The 1,344-nt window shown below is 70.8% G+C and carries 2 protein-coding genes; one reads left to right on the plus strand and one right to left on the minus strand.

Annotated elements, in window-relative coordinates; all coding sequences use genetic code 11:
- Positions 1 to 1,104 (plus strand): L,D-transpeptidase family protein (locus C5O18_RS09610; RefSeq protein WP_158249329.1); only part of this gene is annotated, 1,104 nt, incomplete at its 5' end.
- A gap of 58 nt (positions 1,105 to 1,162) precedes the next feature.
- On the opposite strand, the gene C5O18_RS10585 is transcribed toward C5O18_RS09610, so the two are convergent.
- A partial coding sequence (locus C5O18_RS10585; RefSeq protein ID WP_158249330.1) for a hypothetical protein occupies positions 1,163 to 1,344 on the minus strand: 182 nt, incomplete at its 5' end.

Genomic DNA, 1,344 nt, shown 5'->3' on the forward strand with positions numbered 1-1,344 from the left:
TACAACGTGGTGCGCAGCGCCCTCGCCCGCTATCGCGGCCTGCTGCTGGAGCACGGCGAATGGCCGCAGATTCCCGCCGGTGACACACTGAAGCCGGGCATGCGCGATGCACGCGTGCCGCTGCTGCGCCAGCGCCTGCACCTGGCCGGCCTGCTGTCACGCCCGGATGCCGCCGATCCCGAGCTTTACGACAATGCCCTGCGCGATGCCGTGCAGCGCTTCCAGCGCGAGTCCTACCTCGATGCCGACGGCGCGGTCGGCGCCGGCACCGTGCGCGAGCTGAACATTCCGGTCAGCCAGCGCATCGGCCAGCTGCGCGCCAACCTCGAACGCCTGCGCTGGTTCGAGCGCCAGGACCGCGAACGCGCGCTGATCGTCGACCTCGCCGGCTACCGCATCCTCTACCAGCGCGATGGCCAGACGGTCTGGCAGTCGCGCGTGCAGATCGGCAAGACCGTGCGGCAGACGCCGATCTTCCAGTCGGTGGTGTCGCACGTGACGCTGAACCCGACCTGGACCGTGCCGCCGACCATCTTCCGCAACGATTCGCTGCCGGCCATACGCCGCGACCGCGGCTACCTGGCGAAGAACCGCCTGCGCGTGCTCGACGCCCGCAGCGGCCGCGAACTGTCGCCGGCCTCGGTGAACTGGGCCAGCCCGGGCAACATCCTGCTGCGCCAGGACGCCGGTCCCGGCAACGCGCTCGGCCGGCTGGTGATCCGCTTCCCCAACGACTACGCGATCTACCTGCACGACACCCCGCACCAGGGTCACTTCAGCGCCAGCCAGCGTGCCTTCAGCTCCGGCTGCATCCGTGTCGAGAACATCGCCCAGCTGGTGGTGCTGCTCATGGATGACGCCGCCAAGTGGAGCGCCGCCGGCCTGGAGCAGGCGCTCTCGGACGGCAAGACCCGCAACGTCAACCTGAGCAAGCGCGTGCCCATCCTGATCGCGTACTGGACCGTGGATATCGGGGCGGACGGCTATGTCTCGTTCAAGCCCGACGTCTACGGGCAGGATGCCGGCATCCTGAAGGCGCTGGATGCGCCGCGCCGCGCGCAGCCGGCGGCGAACGTCGACCCCGCGCTGGCGAACGCCGGCTGAAACGAGGCCCGACCGGGGCCGGCGAGCGTCGCCGGCCCCGTGCCATGCGCTCGCCGGCTCAGAAATGCCCGATGACGAAACGCTCGCCGGCGCTCTCCACCAGCAGCGCCTCGCGTCCGCCGGCGCCGCGTCCATCCTCGCCCGTCGCTCCGGCGCCATCGTCACCTGACGGCGCGGGGCCGCTCTCCCCCAGCCCGACCAGCTCGTAGTAGACATTGCGGCCGATCAGCGCGTGCAGGC

It is taken from the genome of Amnimonas aquatica (genome assembly GCF_002943415.1).
Classification (GTDB): Bacteria; Pseudomonadota; Gammaproteobacteria; order Pseudomonadales; family Moraxellaceae; genus Perlucidibaca; species Perlucidibaca aquatica_A.